This window comes from Pseudomonas khorasanensis (assembly GCF_014268505.2).
GTDB lineage: Bacteria > Pseudomonadota > Gammaproteobacteria > Pseudomonadales > Pseudomonadaceae > Aquipseudomonas > Aquipseudomonas khorasanensis.
Window position 1 is genome coordinate 445,739 of sequence record NZ_JABWQP020000003.1, and the last position, 15,692, is coordinate 461,430.

14 protein-coding genes and 1 pseudogene are annotated in these 15,692 nt (G+C 57.7%); 3 read left to right on the forward strand and 12 right to left on the reverse strand.

The annotated features are described in order from the left end of the window. Window positions 1–21: 21 nt before the first annotated feature. Entirely contained in the window at window positions 22–1,149 is a 1,128-nt protein-coding gene (gene coxB, locus HU727_RS11390; RefSeq protein ID WP_186531406.1) for a cytochrome c oxidase subunit II, read from the reverse strand. Window positions 1,150–1,519: 370 nt separating this feature from the next. Here coxB and HU727_RS11395 point away from each other — a divergent pair, with 370 nt between their 5' ends. Beyond that, the gene (locus HU727_RS11395) at window positions 1,520–2,170 is read left to right on the forward strand and encodes a hypothetical protein (RefSeq protein WP_186531408.1); all 651 of its coding nucleotides are present in this window, start codon (window positions 1,520–1,522) and stop codon (window positions 2,168–2,170) included. A 74-nt stretch (window positions 2,171–2,244) separates the two neighbouring features. On the opposite strand, the gene HU727_RS11400 is transcribed toward HU727_RS11395, so the two are convergent. The 7 genes and pseudogenes from HU727_RS11400 to HU727_RS11430 form a co-directional block, all read right to left on the reverse strand. After that, complete coding sequence (locus tag HU727_RS11400; protein WP_186531410.1) at window positions 2,245–3,771, reverse strand: SulP family inorganic anion transporter; 1,527 nt, start codon at window positions 3,769–3,771, stop codon at window positions 2,245–2,247. Window positions 3,772–3,861: 90 nt separating this feature from the next. Beyond that, the gene (locus HU727_RS11405; protein WP_186531412.1) at window positions 3,862–4,590 is read right to left on the reverse strand and encodes a carbonic anhydrase; all 729 of its coding nucleotides are present in this window, start codon (window positions 4,588–4,590) and stop codon (window positions 3,862–3,864) included. Window positions 4,591–4,827: 237 nt separating this feature from the next. Then, window positions 4,828–5,886, reverse strand: a complete 1,059-nt coding sequence (locus HU727_RS11410; RefSeq protein WP_186531414.1) for a PA0069 family radical SAM protein — start codon at window positions 5,884–5,886, stop codon at window positions 4,828–4,830. A 96-nt stretch (window positions 5,887–5,982) separates the two neighbouring features. Next, entirely contained in the window at window positions 5,983–6,222 is a 240-nt protein-coding gene (locus HU727_RS11415) for a pyocin S6 family toxin immunity protein (protein WP_186531416.1), read from the reverse strand. A 79-nt stretch (window positions 6,223–6,301) separates the two neighbouring features. Continuing rightward, entirely contained in the window at window positions 6,302–6,544 is a 243-nt protein-coding gene (locus HU727_RS11420) for a pyocin S6 family toxin immunity protein (RefSeq protein ID WP_186531418.1), read from the reverse strand. 95 nt (window positions 6,545–6,639) lie between these two features. Further along, a complete protein-coding gene (locus HU727_RS11425; protein ID WP_186531420.1) occupies window positions 6,640–6,879 on the reverse strand; it encodes a pyocin S6 family toxin immunity protein in 240 nt (79 codons plus the stop codon). A 14-nt stretch (window positions 6,880–6,893) separates the two neighbouring features. Further along, window positions 6,894–8,035: pseudogene (locus HU727_RS11430) on the reverse strand (colicin E3/pyocin S6 family cytotoxin). 357 nt (window positions 8,036–8,392) lie between these two features. On the opposite strand from HU727_RS11430, the gene HU727_RS11435 reads away from it, so the two are divergent. Next, window positions 8,393–8,695, forward strand: coding sequence for a hypothetical protein (locus HU727_RS11435; protein ID WP_186531422.1), 303 nt, complete (start codon window positions 8,393–8,395; stop codon window positions 8,693–8,695). A gap of 80 nt (window positions 8,696–8,775) precedes the next feature. Here HU727_RS11435 and HU727_RS11440 read toward each other — a convergent pair whose 3' ends face one another. The 3 genes from HU727_RS11440 to HU727_RS11450 are packed head-to-tail and all read right to left on the reverse strand — an operon-like array spanning window position 8,776 to window position 12,623. Then, complete coding sequence (locus HU727_RS11440) at window positions 8,776–10,077, reverse strand: c-type cytochrome (RefSeq protein WP_186531424.1); 1,302 nt, start codon at window positions 10,075–10,077, stop codon at window positions 8,776–8,778. 12 nt (window positions 10,078–10,089) lie between these two features. Next, on the reverse strand, window positions 10,090–11,874 hold the full coding sequence (locus tag HU727_RS11445; RefSeq protein WP_186531426.1) for a GMC family oxidoreductase: 1,785 nt from the start codon (window positions 11,872–11,874) through the stop codon (window positions 10,090–10,092). Window positions 11,875–11,876: 2 nt separating this feature from the next. Then, window positions 11,877–12,623, reverse strand: a complete 747-nt coding sequence (locus HU727_RS11450) for a gluconate 2-dehydrogenase subunit 3 family protein (protein WP_186531428.1) — start codon at window positions 12,621–12,623, stop codon at window positions 11,877–11,879. A 278-nt stretch (window positions 12,624–12,901) separates the two neighbouring features. On the opposite strand from HU727_RS11450, the gene HU727_RS11455 reads away from it, so the two are divergent. Beyond that, the gene (locus HU727_RS11455) at window positions 12,902–13,549 is read left to right on the forward strand and encodes a phosphatase domain-containing protein (RefSeq protein ID WP_186531430.1); all 648 of its coding nucleotides are present in this window, start codon (window positions 12,902–12,904) and stop codon (window positions 13,547–13,549) included. A gap of 5 nt (window positions 13,550–13,554) precedes the next feature. Here HU727_RS11455 and HU727_RS11460 read toward each other — a convergent pair whose 3' ends face one another. Beyond that, window positions 13,555–15,582, reverse strand: coding sequence for a M3 family metallopeptidase (locus tag HU727_RS11460; protein ID WP_186531432.1), 2,028 nt, complete (start codon window positions 15,580–15,582; stop codon window positions 13,555–13,557). Between the last annotated feature and the right edge of the window lie 110 nt (window positions 15,583–15,692).

The window sequence follows — 15,692 nt, forward strand, 5'->3', positions numbered from 1 at the left end:
CGAAGTACGCAATTGACCGGCTCATTGGCTGTCCGCCTGTTTCATCTCCAGCACTTCTTTTGGCGTGACCATGTCGCCCTTGTTGTTGCCCCAGGCGTTACGTTCGTAAGTCACGACCGCTGCAATATCGACTTCCGACAACTGCTTGCCGAACGCTGCCATGGCAGTGCCGGGCTTGCCGTGGACGACGATGCTCAGGTGATCCTTGATCGGGCCGGTGGCGATTTTCGAGCCTTTGAGCGCCGGGAACATCGGCGGCAAGCCCTGGCCTTCGGCCTGGTGACAGGCCACGCAGGCGGTGTGATAGACCTTGTCGCCGCGCTCTTTGAGTTCGTCGAGAGTCCACTCTTTGGTAGTCAGTTCTTTAAGCTGCGCGGCTTCGGCCTTGCGCTCGGCAAGCCAGGTTTCGTAGTCGGCCTTGTCCTTGACCTCGACCACAATCGGCATGAATCCGTGATCCTTGCCGCACAATTCAGCGCACTGGCCGCGGTAGAGACCGGGTTTGTCGACGCGCGTCCAGGCTTCGTTGACGAACCCCGGGATCGCGTCGCGCTTGACTGCGAAGGCCGGCACCCACCATGAGTGGATGACATCGGCCGAGGTGACGAGGAAGCGCACCTTGGCGCCGGTCGGCAGCACCAATGGCTTGTCGACCTCGAGCAGGTAATGCTCGCCCTTGGCTTCCTTGTTGTGAATCTGATCGGCGGGGGTGGCCAGGTTGCTGAAAAACTCGACGTCCTGGCCCAGGTATTTGTAGTGCCACTTCCATTGATAGCCGGTGACCTGGATATCGATGTCCGGCTCGCTGGTGTCGTACATCTTGATCAGCGTCGCGGTGGCGGGAACGGCCATGCCGACCAGGATCAGCAGCGGCACGATGGTCCACATGATCTCCACGCCGGTGCTTTCATGGAATTTTGCCGCGACCTGGCCAGTGGAACGGCGGTGCACCATCATCGACCAGAACATGGCGCCGAAGACGATGACCCCGATCACCACACAGATCCAGAAAATGGTCATGTGCAGGTCGAATACTGCGTGACTGATTTCAGTCGCTCCAGGCGCCATATTCACAGTCCAGGCCGCATTGGCCTGGCTGAAAATCGACCACAACAGGAGGCCCATCCAGACATGTGGATGTCGCATCATTGCGGGTTCCCCTTATCGTTCTTGTTATCCCGCCGGCTTTCGCCTGCGGCAAGGGAGCGGCTGCATCAGACTACGAACTTGAATCGCCGGGCCTTGCTGCGGGTGCAGTCGGGCGTCATCAGCTAACTCCATTCACTGGCGAGTATAGACAGCGTCGAAGATTTGCAAGGCGCCAACGGTAAATGATCTGAAACACCCGGGACTTGCGCTCGGGGGCCCGAATGGAGAAGGATGCAGACGAGTGGTGGCAAATGGATATAACGCAGCTGCATCAAGGATGGAATAATTATGACAAATACGTCTTAGCGTTTTTCGTAAGCCAGCTAAGTTATGTCTTTCCTATTTCATTGCCTTGTTCCCTGGAGTTTTCATGAACACCGCCGCATTGCGCGAGCAGATCCAAAAAGCCCAACAGCACGAGAAAGACACCGGCCTGCTGACCCGCCAGTTGGCAAGCAAGCTGCCTCACCTGCACCCGAGCATCCAATTGCCGGAAGCCGATGCCCAGGGCGTACTGACGCGTTTTGTCGCCGCCTACATCGATGAAGTCCCCGACCTGCTGGACGCCGCCAATGAAGTCGCCCGGGAAGCGGGCATCGAATCGCAGATCAAACCGGTGCTGAAAATCGCCGAGCAGTATTTCCTCCAGCCGCCGGCCATCATGAACGGTCATGTCGGCCTCGACAGCCTGCTGGACGAAGCCTACCTGGCGCACCGTTTTGTCGAAGAGGTCAACGACCTGTACATCAAGCATTTCGGCCAGCCACTGATCCCTTTGGACATGACGGTCGCCAATCTGATCGCTCACCAATTGATCGGGGAGGAATTCGCCAATCAGCTGGACGAAGTTGTCCATCACGCGTTTGACGAGATGCTCAACGACGAGAGTTTTGCGCTTGAGTCGGTAGAAGCCTACCGCGAGAAGCTCAGCAGCCCGGACACTGGCGCTGCTTGGAAACGCTGGCCGTGCATGAGCCGGCGGTTGGGTGTGGGGATTGAGCTCGATCAGCCTGCTGCCTGATTTTCTTGTGTCATAAATCCAGTGTGGGAGCGAGCCTGCTCGCTCCCACAGGGTTTGCGTTTTGAGGTCGACTTCTAACCCGCCGCACCAATCCCGGTATTGGTCCGCACCCGGCCTTCCAGCCTGCGCTTCAACCCGCGCGACTCGATCAACAGCCTCGAACCCTTAGCGGCATTCGCCCGGCCCCATTCTTCCAGCAACTCCAGACACGAATGGTCGATGTAGCTCAGATTGTTGAGTGGCACGTGCACCGTTGTGCCCTGTGGAATCGAGTTCAGCACCTGAGTCAGCGCCGGCACTTTGAGGAATGTCCCTGCGCCGACCAGACGCAACTCCATCTCGCCTTCCTGCGGAAGATCTATCAGGCTGATTTTCAGTCGCGAGGCCTTGAACGCCAGTTTCACCAACGTCAGTCCAAAACCGATCAGCACACCGGTCAGCAGGTCGGTGAAGATGATTGCCAGCGCCGTGGCGGCGTAGGTGAACATCGGCATCCGGCCGTAACGGCTCAGGCCGCGGAAGGCTTTCAGATCGACCAGTTTGAAACCGGTATAGACCAGCACGCCTGCCAGGCTTGCGACCGGAATGCTTTGCAGCACGCTCGACAGCAACAGTACGAACGCCAGCAGCCACAGGCCATGGAAGATCGTCGAGTAACGGGTGGTCGCACCGGCCTGTACGTTGGCCGAGCTGCGCACAATCACGCCCGTCATCGGCAACGCACCGACCAGACCGCAGAGCATATTGCCGACACCTTGCGCCGACAGTTCGCGGTCGAAGTCCGAACGCACGCCACTGTGCATGCGATCCACCGCCGCGGCCGACAGCAGGGTTTCGGCGCTGGCGATAAACGCCACGGCAAACGCGGCAATCAGAAGTGTCGGATCGGCGAGGCTGAGTAAATCGGCCGGTTTCAGCCAATCGATGGCTTCGGCCAGATTCTCCGGCACCTCAACGCGTTTCACCTGCAAGGCCAGCATCAGACTCGCGCCTGTCGCCAGACCCACACCGAGCAACGCGCCGGGAATGAAGCGCAGCGAATGCGGACGGAATTTCTCCCACAGCCACATCACCGCAATCGTCGAGAGCCCGAGCAGCCCGGCCTGCCAGCCAAACGACGGCAACGCTTGCGCCACTGCCGCCGGGAACGCCGTGAGGTTATCCAGCCCCGAAGGTTTCGGCGAGGCATCGAGCATCACATGAACCTGCGATAGCACGATCAACACGCCGATCCCTGCGAGCATTCCGTAGACCACCGCTGGCGCCGTTACCCGAAACCAGCAGCCGAGCTTCAAGCGCCCTGCGACCAGTTGCAGAAAACCGGCCAGCAGCAGAATCGGCCCGAGCATCTCGATGCCGTGCTGGCGCACCAGTTCGAACACCAACACCGCCAGACCCGCCGCCGGACCACTGACCTGCAAAGGCGAGCCCGCCAGCCAACCGACCACCAGCCCGCCGATAATGCCGGTAATCAAACCCTTGGCCGGCGGCAGGCCTGAGGCAATCGCGATGCCCATGCACAGCGGCAGGGCGACCAGAAACACAACCACGGAAGCGAGCAGCTCCCGTGGCAACACAGCTTTCAATTGAGCCGCACGCATGGCGATTCTCCCGAAGTTTTCTTCAGGCGTGGCGAGGCCGCGCCGCTGAATCAGCGGCCGGCGTCATACCACACAGATTGTTGGGAAGATTTAGAAGCGCGCTTTGGGCGTCGCCACAGGAATCGGATGACTGCCGTCGAGAGGCAGGAAACGACCCTGGTCCGCGTCGTAAGCTTTGATTTCGCTGGTTTCGATGTTGTAGACCCAGCCATGGATGAACAAATGACCGTTCGCCATGCGTGAGGCTACCGAAGGATGGGTACGCAAGTGCTGCAATTGGGCGATGACGTTTTCCTCGGTGAGGATCGGCATGCTTTCTTTTTCATCGGCGCAGTGACAGTTGTCGTGCACCATGGTTTTGGCGACTTCAGCGTGGCGCAGCCAGGCTTTGACTGTCGGCATTTTTTCCAGGCTGTCCGGGTTGAGTACCGCACGCATGGCGCCGCAGTCGGAGTGGCCGCAAATAATGATGTGCTGCACGCCCAGCGCCAGGACCGCGTATTCGATCGCGGTGGAGACGCCGCCGTTCATTTGACCGTAGGGCGGCACCACGTTGCCGACGTTACGGGTGACGAACAAATCGCCCGGCGAGCTCTGGGTAATCAGCTCGGGAACGATGCGCGAGTCAGCGCAGGTGATGAACATCGCCTTGGGCGCCTGGGCGGTGGCGAGCTTTTTGAAGAGTTCTTCCTGCTGCGGAAAAACCTCATGATGAAAACGTAAAAAACCATCAACGATCTGTCGCAGTGCTGCATCGGCGGATTGCGCTTCAGGGCTTTGCGCCGAGGCAGCCAACGACTGTTTATCCTTGTCACTCATGATTCATCCTCTTGGGCGGATTCAGGGAGTCGTCCCCGGTATTCCGATATGAAGCCAGTGGCTGTTTAAACCATCCGGGTCATCCCGACCCGTCAGTCACTCGATGAACAAGGTAGCCGCCGAAACTTAACTGAAACTGAATCAACCGCTCTAGAACGTGTGTTCCAGGTCACAAAAAACGTGACTGCGCTGTTTCGGCGGAAGGATTCCAACCCCTCGACCCACAGTCAATTGTCGCTAAATCAACGACATCTGGCGACCCGGCGGACAGAAGGCACTGCAATCGAGGTTATAGCCCTCACGTTTATTCAGCCCGACTTTCCTGATGGCCTTGGCGAAGCGCTGCGCGAGCAGATCGGCAAACGGCCCTTCACCGCGCATCCGCGCGCCGAAACGGCTGTCGTAGAGCTCACCGCCACGACTCTGGCGGATCAGGCTCAGCACGTGCGCTGCTCGTTGCGGGTAGTGCGCCTGCAGCCATTCTTCGAACAACGGCGCCACCTCCAGCGGCAGGCGCAGCATCATGTAGGCAGCGCTCTGGGCGCCGGCGGCATGCGCTTCGGTGAGCAGGCTTTCGATTTCGCTGTCATTAATCATCGGGATCATTGGCGAACACAGCACCCCGACCGGAATGCCGGCCTCGCGCATCACCCGGATAGCGCGCAGCCGTGCCTTGGGCGCAGCGGCGCGGGGTTCGAGGATGCGTTTGAGCTCGTCGTCCAGCGTGGTCAGGCTGATCATCACGGACACCAGTCGTTGCTGCGCCAGCTCCGTCAGCAAGTCGAGATCGCGCAGAATCAGCGAGCCTTTGGTGACGATGGTCACCGGGTGGCGATAGCGCAGCAGCACTTCCAGGGTCTGACGGGTGATTTTGTATTCGCGCTCGATGGGCTGATACGGGTCGGTATTGGAGCCGAGATTGATCGGCGCACATTGATAGCCGGGTTTGCTCAGCTGTTCTTCGAGGACCTGGGCGGCATTGGTCTTGGCAATCAGCTTCGTTTCAAAGTCGAGCCCCGGCGACATGTCCCAATAGGCGTGGCTGGGCCGAGCGTAGCAATAGATGCAGCCATGCTCGCAGCCGCGATAGGGATTGATCGAGCGATCAAAAGGCAAATCCGGCGAGGTGTTGCGGGTGATGATGGTTTTAGCGGTTTCAATCATCACCTCGGTGCCCTGGGTCTCGGGCACTTCCTGATACCAGCCATCGTCCTCCGCCACCGAGCGGTTCGGCGCGAAGCGATTGTGCGGGTTGGTCGCGGTGCCGCGACCGCGAGGTGGAAGAGGGGAAGACATGAAAAGCGCCTCGATACTGTTTGTATGTACAGTATAGCGAGGCGGGTTCATATGCCAGCACCGCTCGGCGCCCGGATTTGTAATTCGGGTACAGTTCTAGGCCTCAACCCCAATATATAGCTTAAGGCCGTTTGGAATTGGTTGGTCGATTAGCAATGCAATTTTTTGAGCTTCCTCGGTTGAAAGCAACCATTCTCCGCGAGCCATTTCATTCAGGCTCTTATGCCCGAGAAATTTAACGATTTGGTCATTAAATGATTCGTCCAGAGCGGATTCAAATTTAAGTGAATCATCTTCTGCGCTGCCCGTTAAAAATCCGCTGATACATAGGTACATAAAACCCTCTCTGTGCCCTAGCAAAGATTTTTCAGATATAAGGCCGTGTGTTTTCGTACATGTGAAACGCCCTGACCCGCTACGCAAAGACACTGATACAGAGGTCCAGTTCGCTCGGCATTGATTTGCCGAGAATGTCTTCAATTTCCCGAGCTTGCTTTGCTGTTAGCTCTAGAACGCCATAGTTCACGCCATCTTGAAGGGACTTCCAGCCAACTAATTTCAGAACTTTTTTATGGAATTCTGGTGCTATGTCTAACTCAAAATGCAAAAGCTGATTCTCGTGACCGTCTGGAAAAAAACCTTCGATACATAAAACCATAAATACGGCTCATCTATTTAGGCGAAGTTCCGCTGCTTTGAGGGCTTGTGACGGAATTTTCAGCAGGAGTTATTTGGCTTAGTGGAACCATGCCGCTATGCCACAACACCAATAAACAAATCGAGATTGTCAGGTAAGGATTCTTTAATGGCGGAAGCAATCTGTCTGGTTTGCTGGTCATTCAGCGGTAACTCACCATCGGCCTCGGCTTCAAGACTCTCCCATCCCAGTATTTCCATTACCTTACTTTCAAGCTCGGGTTTTATGTCCAGCTCATATTTCAGCGAGCTATCCTCAAAGTTATCGGGTAAAAAACCTGTGATACATAAGTACATAAATACCTCTCAGTCTACTTAGGAGTGGTTCGCCCTGGCTTTGCGGGTTTGGTCTGCTCCCCAGTTTCAGGATTGTACTCACCCAGATGCTTCCCTTGTCTGTCGTACATTTCAACCGCTCCATGCTGGCTGTCCCACTCGTAAATACGACCTTTGGAATCCTTCCAGCGTGCACGTTTTTTTCCTCCCCGCTGCACACTGCTTTTTGATTTATCTTTCGTAGCATCAGGAAACGCCGTCAATCCTTTCGGCGCCGGATGATATCCATGATCCCCCGTGACACTCAGTGAAATATAGATCGGCTGAATGCCGGTGGTGGGGAACGTGATGATTGCATCTTGGTAGTCGGGCGGATGCTGCGGGTTGACCAGTATCTTGTTGGCTCGTTCGGTTGGTGGATACACCCACGCAGGGGGTAGCGATGGGGCGCCTTCCAGGGCAGGAATACCCGGCACATCGTCAGGGTTTGCCGCTGCGTCCAGGTAAGGCCAATGCCGTTGCCGATGTCAGCGACGTACGTCTCGCCTTCTTTTTTGGCCTTTATGACGGGGACAGTTTCCCAGTCCGATTTACCACCCGTGTAGAACCCGTAGATAGTTACTGAGCCATCCGGCAAGGTCTTCGTGTTGACGCGTACACGCGTGCGACCAGCATCTAGCATTGCGTACTGATCGTTCGTGTAGAAAGCACTGTCCGGAGAAATGCTGGTGTTCGGAATCAGTAACGCAACAGTGCCTAATGCCGCGCCGGTGGCAACGACGCTTGAACTTTCGAGCAAAGTGAGCGCGAGTGAACCGCCAAGGCGTTCGGCAATTGCACGGCCAGTTGCGGATCCGCCCACCCGTTGCAGCAGTGTGCCTTGGGGGGTGATTGCCGAACCGGTTCCGAGCACAGCCCAGAGGCCGTAGTCGGTCAGTTTTTCAACCGGCACAAACCCCGCTGGGTTGTTGTGATTGATTACACCGTCGGGGAGGTTGCAGCTCTTGGCGAATACACAGCCGTAAATTGGTGCATTTGCCGCGGGTTTTTTTAGTACTTCGTTTCTTCTTGCTTCATCGCGAGCCAACCCCTGTTCATACCTAAGGATTTCTGCTTGTTGGCGACGAATGTCGTCCGCTGTGGGTTTGCGAGGTCGGCAAATGGGACAGCTACACATAGCAAAACGTCCATACTTCGATAAAGAATGGTCAGCCTAATGCAGAGTTAAAAACTCGGGTTGTAGGAAGGGTCCTGAAAACAATGCTGAATATTCTTTATATTTCAGCCTGTTTGCTGGAGACGAAGCAGAGATGGCTGGAGCGCGCTGAACAGTGATGCACTGTTTTCGCGTTTTCATATTAGTTACTCAATACAGTCAACCAAGTTCGCAGTGGTCCGGATTGTTGCGTGGTTGGTCGCTGGGGAAAGGTACAACCCGAGAAACATATGTGCCGTTGTGAATGAAAGTCATCAAATATAGTCTTCGCAACTTCCAGGCATCGACGCCTGTTATTAATTTAAAAGGATTTAACTTATGTCGTTTCTCAATCAGCGCGGTGTTTTTCTGCAAATGATGCTGCCGGGGCCATCGGAACCCAATACCATTGTTTCGATGCAACTTGCTCGTAAGGAACTGGGCTGGGACGTTGAAGAACAACTATCGACCGAGTCCTTGGTCGATTCGATTTATGTCCTCGCAGTGTCCAGCGATCGTGGCGAGTCCTTCACCATCCGCACGGACAAGAAGGATGTGGACGGCGATGGTGATATTGATAGTGATGACAAAGCCAAGTTGGCGGAATTGGCCAAGGCTTATGTGAATATCGTCAACCCTTAAATGGGTGCGTGAGACAGCTGTCATCACGACGCTTTGCAACAAAAACCCTGCATGAATGATTCATGCAGGGTTTTATGCTTTTAGTTGTGGCCAGTTACTTGGCCAAGATCATCACCCGATGTTGTTTTCATATCATCGGTGCGCAGTCCAGCGACGTCTTTGGCCGAGACCGGTGCGCCTTTATTACCCCAGCTTCCACGAATGAAGCTCACCACGTCGGCCACTTCCTGATCCGACAGGCGCCAGGCGAAACCGGGCATGGTGAAAGTCGAAGGTGCGGTGTGCGTCGCGGGCAAGGTTCCGCCCTTGAGCACGATGTGGATCAGCGACGTTGCGTCGTCCGTCTGCAGCACCGGGTTGCCTGCCAGCGCCGGGAACACTCGTGTGTAGCCGTGACCGTCGGTGCGGTGGCACGCCGCGCAGTTGTCGATATACACCGACGCGCCGCGATGGCTGTCATCGCCGTTCCACAGGGCTTTGGCGACTTTCTCATCGTACTGATGGGGTTGGTCGTTCGGATCATTCGCCGGCAGTGACTTGAGATAGCGGGCAATCGCCGTCAGGTCGCCGTCGCTCATGTATTGCATGCTATGGGTGACCACATCGCTCATGCCGCCGAACACCGCACTGCGGTCACTGCGCCCGGTCTTGAGGAATTGCACCAGTTGCTCTTCGCTCCAGCTGCCGAGGCCATCCTTGTGATCGCCGCGCAGGCTCTTGGCGATCCAGCCTTCAAGTGGCGCGCTGCCGGCGAGGAATTCGCTGCCGTCCGCCGCGCTCAGGGATTTTTCCTGCATGGTCAGGGCACGTGGGGTATGGCAGGCGCCGCAATGTCCGAGGCCTTCCACCAGATACGCCCCACGCTCGATCACCGGATCGTCCGACGTGGCCTTGTAATCCTCGACTTTTGGCGCAAACAGCCAGCGCCAGCCCATCAACGGCCAGCGCATGCTCAGTGGCCAAGGGATGTCGCTGGCCTTGTTGTCCTGCGCCACCGGTTCGACGCCGTGCATGAAATACGCGTACAGCGCTTTCATGTCGGCTTCGCTGACGCGGGCGTAGGACGGATACGGCATGGCCGGGTACAACGTGTCACCGTTTTTGGCCACACCATGGCGCACGGCCTGATCAAAATCGTCGAAGCTGTAATCACCGAGTCCGGTTTTATCCGGGGTAATGTTGGTCGAGTAGATCGTGCCGATCGGCGTTTCCATCGGCAGGCCGCCAGCGAACGGCTTGCCGCCCTTGCCCGTGTGGCAGGCCACGCAGTCGCCGGCGCGGGCAAGGTATTCGCCCTGTTTGATCAAGGTTTGATCAACTTCGGCGGCGTGCAAAGCGCCACTGCCGAGCAGGGCCAGGGTCGCGATAACAAAATTCTTCATGGTCATCGCTCCTTAAGCCTGAACCAGCGGGCCAGGGTTTTTCAGGTATTGCTCGCGGATCGCCTTCGCCGACCAGTAAGTCAGCGCCGCGACCAGACCGGTCGGGTTGTAGCCCAGACCCTGCGGGAATGCCGAAGCCCCCGGCACGAACACGTTGTGCACGTCCCAGCTCTGCAAGTAACGGTTGAGGGCGCTTGTTTTCGGGTCGGTGCCCATAATCGCGCCGCCGTTGAGGTGGGTGGTCTGGTAGGCCGCCGTGTTGAAGTGCTCGCCGACTTTCTTGCCGACCACCGCAATCGCTTTCGGTCCCATCGCTTCGGCGATTTTGCCCATTTTCTCGACCATGAAGCGGTTCATCTTGATGTCGTTTTCCTGCCAGTCGAAGGTCATCCGCAACAGCGGCAAGCCGTAGGCATCGCGGTACACCGGGTCGAGATCAAGGTAGTTGCCACGGTAGGACTGATGCGCGCCGTGGGCGTCCATCGAGACCTGATGGGTGTAGTAATCGGCAGTCGCGCGTTTCCAGGCACTGCCCCAAGTCGGGGTGCCAGGGGGATTGGAGGTGCCGGCAATCGGGCGGCTGCCGGCCTGGTTGACCCACATCGGCGAGCCGCCGACGAAACCGTGCGGGCCGTGGTCGAAGTTGTCGGCGTTGAAGTCGTCTATCGCCACGCCGTTGCCGCCGGCGCCGATGAAGTTGTTGGTATGGGTGTCCTTGTCGAAGAACGCCTTGATGGTCGCCATGTTCTGGTAGGCGAAATTACGCCCGACCACGCCTTCGCCGCTGATCGGGTCGTATGGCTTGCCAATGCCGGAGAGCAGCATCAGACGCACGTTGTGCAGCTGGAACGCGCCGAGGATCACCAGATCCGCCGGCTGTTCGATCTCGCGGCCCTGACCGTCGATGTAGGTGACGCCGGTGGCTTTGGTTTTTGTGCTGTCGAGGTTGACCCGCAGTACATGAGAGTTGGGCCGCAGCTCGAAATTCGGCAGTGGCTTGAGCGCCGGCAGAATGTTCACGTTCGGCGAAGCCTTGGAGTACATGTAGCACACGTAACCGCTGCAGAATCCGCAGAAGTTGCACGGCCCCATCTGTGCGCCGTAGGGATTGGTGTACGGGCCCGAGGTGTTCGCCGAAGGCAGGTTGTAGGGTTTGTAACCGACTTCGCCGGCCGCTTTGCCGAACAGCTGCGCCGACACAGTATTTTTCTGCGCCTCCAGCGGGAACGGGTTGGAACGATCCGGCGCGTAAGGGTTGCCGCCCTTGCCCTGACCGACCAATTGACCCTTCACCGTCCAGGCCTGGCCGGAGGTGCCGAAGACCTTTTCGGCAAAGTCGAAAAACGGCTCCAGCTCTTCATAACTGACGCCGAAGTCCTGAATGGTCATGTCCTTGGGGATGAAGCTTTTACCGTAGCGTTCTTCGTAGTGGCTGCGCATGCGCAATTCGATCGGGTCGACGCGAAAGTGCACGCCTGACCAGTGCAGACCCGCGCCGCCGACCCCGTTGCCCGGCAGGAACGCGCCCAACTGGCGGTTCGGCAAGGCAACGTCGTTGACGCTATGGCGGATGGTGACGGTCTCTTTCGATATGTCCTGAAAGAGCTTTTTACGAACGCTGTAGGTGAGTTCGTCGATCACCTGGGGATAGTTGCCGTCGGGATAAGTATCCTGCATCGGCCCGCGCTCCAGCGCCAGCACGTTGAGGCCCGCCTCGGTGAGTTCCTTGGCCATGATCGCGCCGGTCCAGCCGAAACCGACGATCACCGCGTCAACCTTCTTCATTACCGTTGCCATGCTTACGCCCTCTCGCCGCGAATCGACACTGCCGGGAAAGGGTATTGCTCGTTGCGTTCAACCCAATCCATGAAATCGGCGCGGGCGCCGGGGAAACCAATCATCGTCCAGCCGACCATGCCTTTATTGCCACCGTGGATCGGGTCGCAGAAGAAGCCTTCCTTGGTGTTTTGCAGCAGCAGGTTGAAGAAGATCTTCGCCGGAACGGCGTCAAACTGCGGTTTGCCGGCTTCGAGTTGCTTGAGCAAATCGTCTCGGGTAGCGCTGTCTTGCTCGGCAAATGTTTTACCGTTGAGGGCTTTTGCCCACTGATCCGTGGCGGCGATGCCGAGGCGATAAATATCCTTGGGCACCAGTTTGCTCTGCCAGCCCATCTCCGGCGCAGCGTCGGCATTGAACGGCCCTTGCATGTACCACAGGGCGCCGGCGGCGTACGGAGTGTTCATCTGCCGATCGATGTACTCCGGCACGCCGGCTTCCAGCGCACCTGGGCCTTGCGCGTCGTTGGGAATCAGCTGTGCGACGGCGGCATTGATGAACGCCCACTCCTCGGCAGTGAAAAAGCTCGGCTGATAAGCGTTAACACCAGCAGGGGCGGGTAATGGCGCGGCCGCCGCCGGCGCGGTTTCAGGCGCGGCTTGCAGCACGCTGCTGCCCAATCCGGTACTGGCCAGAGTGACCACCGGGATGAGGGTCAGGGATTTGCGTAAAAACTCACGCCGCGGGTTGTCTCGATCTTGATCAGACATGGGGGACCTCATCAGGCTTGAAAATCAGCCGCTTCTGCGAGCAGCTCGAGGAATTTTGCGTCGCGATAACGATCGTCCGGCTGAAAAAAAGCGGACGCGTCTGCAACATCGTGTGACAAATGGTAGCAGGCTAAGCATCAAGAAAAAGCCGTTCTGCAGAAAAAAGCCTGGCAAGGCAACGATTCACGATTCTTTGACGGCGGGCTCACGGGGCCTTGACCGCCGAACGCCGAATCTGCAAAACCTTTAGTGATGATTACCAAAACGGTCAGTCCAGCATGTCCCAAGTGCGCTTTTTACCTGCTTTGTGCCTATCGCTGGTCGCCCTGTTGCACGGCGTTGCAGCACGGGCCGCCGATGTGATGCAGCCTCGCCCGAGCGAGTGGGCGCAGCCGGTCGAGGCGAGTTTCAACCTGTTCCGGATGTCACCGACCCTCTATCGCAGCGCGCTGCCCGGCAATGGCGCGGTGGCGTTGCTGAAAAGTCTGAACGTGGTCACGGTGATCAGCTTCCTGCCCGAAGCCGACAGCGAGTGGCTGTCTGACCCAGGCATCAAGCAGGTGCAGTTGCCTTACCGCACCAACCGTGTCGACGACAGCGATGTGCTCACCGCGTTGCGCACCCTTCAGGCCGCCGAAGCCGATGGACCGGTGCTGATGCACTGCAAGCATGGTTCTGACCGCACCGGGCTGATGGCGGCAATGTACCGATTAGTGATTCAAGGCTGGACGAAAGAACAGGCACTCAAGGAAATGACCGAGGGCGGCTTTGGCGACAGCCATCACTTTCATGACAGTGTTCGTTACGTGATGCAGGCAGACGTCGATCGGCTGCGCGAAGCCCTGGTCAATGGCGAATGCAGCACGAGCGCTTTCGCCATGTGCTCAATGAAGAGCTGGTTCGACTCGGCGCACGTCCAGCGCTGATCAGGTCATTCTGGCAGCGCGACAAAAAGCTCGCGGTCGATCGGTTGGCCGAGGAATGCTTCCAGGGCGTCGGGCATTGACTGCTTATCACCGGAGAAAAGTGTTTCACGCAGATCCCGGCCCGTCTGCTCGTTGAAAACACCCTCGCGCGCAAAGCGAGTAAACGCCTCGCTCGCCAGCACACCCGACCATTTGTAGGCGTACATCGAAGCCTCGTAACCGGTTGCCAGGTAATCGCAGCTGTTGGCGAAGCGGCAATAAGCGGGAATCTGCAGATGTTCGAACTCGCTCTGAATATCCTCGACCACGCGTAGAACACTGCGACCGTCGCCATGACAGCGGTGCAGCTCAAAGTCCACCAGCGCGCTCATCAGCAGCATCGCCGTTTCCCGGCTGCGTTGTACACCCAGCGCGGACACGGCGGTTTCGGCCTGCACTTCGGACAGGCGCTCGCCGGTTTCGTGATGAGTGGCCATCCAGCGCAGGAACTCGCCAGACAAGGCCCAGTGTTCGAACAGCTGCCCGGCGAATTCGGCGACGTCACGGCTCAAGTGCGAGATGCTCGACAGGTTGTAATGCGGTGAACGAGTCAGTACGTGATGCAGGCAATGGCCGAATTCGTGGAGCAACACGCGCAGATCCTGATGTGAAAGCAGGTCTGGATGCCCGGCGGAGGCAGCCGTAAAATTGGTCTGAAGCGAGGCAATTGGCAGCGATGGCCGACCTTCGGCGTTGATTCGCCTATTGCGTAGCACACCGGTCCAGGCGAAATCGGCGCCGGCTTCGCGGTGGAAGGGGTCGATATAGATAAAGCCGACCGCTTGACCATGCTCGCTCACTTCGAACAGTCGTACGTCCTCGTAGAGACACTCGTTTTGCGTGTTTTCAGTGATCCTGATCCCGAACAGGTGCTCGCAGAATCGGCACAGGCTGCGCAACGTGGCGTCCAGCGCAAAGTACTGACGCAAGTCCGTCAACCCCCCGACCAACTGCTGCAGGCGGAGTTGCTCGGCCAGAAAATCGTGATCCCACGCTTCTACCTGCTTGATACCGTGCCCGCGGGCCATGCCGTGCAGATCCTCGGTTTCGCGGGCCAGCGTCGCTGCATTCAGAGCAATCTGCCGCCGCAGAAATTCGTTCACCTGATCGGTGCTGGTCGCCATGCGGTTGTGCAGACGCAGTTGCGCAAAGTTGTCGAACCCCAGCAGCCTGCCCTTTTCGTGACGCGAGGCAAGCAGCTTTTCCAGGACCGGCCCATTGTCGAAGCGGCCGGCCTCTGGCCCCTGATCGGAAGCGCGGGTGCAATACGCTTTGAAGTATTCCTCGCGCAGCCCGCGGTTTTGCGCCCGGGTCATGATGTGTTGGTAAGTGTTTTGGTCCAGCGTCAATCGCCAGCCCGAGAGTCCCGCCTGTTTTGCATTGGCAGCCAGATGCGCCTGCATATCGGGAGCCAGCCCCGCCAACAGCGCGACATCGTCGATGTGCTTGCTCCAGGCGGCGCTGGCGGCGTCGAGGTTGTGCAGAAACAACTTTTCCTGAAGATCGATCTCGTTGTTCAACTGCGCCAGTTTTTCTCGTTGGGCGGTCGGCAGTTCGCATCCGGCCAATTGATATGCGCGCATATTTTTTTTCAGAGAGGCTTTTCGTGAAGCACTGAAATTGGCGGCAATCGAACTCTTTGCCAATCGCTGACAGGCTTCGAACAATGCCGGATTGCCGGATCTTGCAGCCTTGTACCGTCGAGCCGCAATGCTGCTCAAAGCGCTCTGCAGTAACCAATCGGGATCATCGGCATGTTTCACCGAGAGAAACTCTATGACCGACATGGTTTCATTCAGGCGCGCGTCGGCCCCATCCACGGCGATGACCAGATCGTCCCAGTTGGGATGATGGATTTGAGTGGCGATGACATTTTCGATAATCAGCTGGTTGTTGGCGACGATCTTGTCGATCGCCGGCACCAGGTGCTCGGCGCGCACCGCCGACCAGGGCGGTAACTGCCATTTCTGTAATAGCGGATTTGTCTCAGACATAACGTCTTCCGTGAGAGAGGCTGGATTGACCAGCCTAGTCAGGAAGCGCGGGGGCTGTGTGGTAGACAGTTACCACCACCTGCCGAGCAAAATCGGCAGGTGGTAGTGGA